Below are 409 nucleotides of genomic sequence, written 5' to 3' on the forward strand. Positions count from 1 at the left end.
TTATCGAGCTTTAAAAAATCACTGGAGACTCAGCCGTAAGTTATCTTGTAAATCATTTCACTCAAAGACCTTTGGTCAAACCTTAATTCCACATGAAGTCGTTAAGAAGACACTGAATTTCTCAGAAGAACTCGCTAATTATTATAACCTCTATCAGCTCTTGCTGTTTCACTTTCAGGAGAAGAGGGGGGATGATTTTTTTGAACTCATAGAGGAGAATATAAGCAAGGCCAATCATTACTTCAAAACAGTCTTTAGGACTTTTCTTAAACATAAACAATACATCAAAAACGCACTAGAAACGGACTATTCAAACTCAAAACTGGAGGCAACGAATAAATTGATCAAAGACATCAAACGGTTGGGCTTCGGTTTTAGAAACTTCATCAACTTTAAGAAACGTGTCTTC

At 35.9% G+C, this 409-nt stretch carries 1 protein-coding gene; it reads left to right on the forward strand.

Annotation, left to right across the window (positions count from 1 at the left end):
- Positions 1 to 409: ISL3 family transposase (locus tag ADF62_RS00245; protein ID WP_048787824.1), on the forward strand; the 409-nt coding region annotated here is incomplete at both ends.

This window comes from Streptococcus sp. 1004_SSPC (assembly GCF_001069025.1).
GTDB classification, from domain to species: domain Bacteria; phylum Bacillota; class Bacilli; order Lactobacillales; family Streptococcaceae; genus Streptococcus; species Streptococcus vestibularis.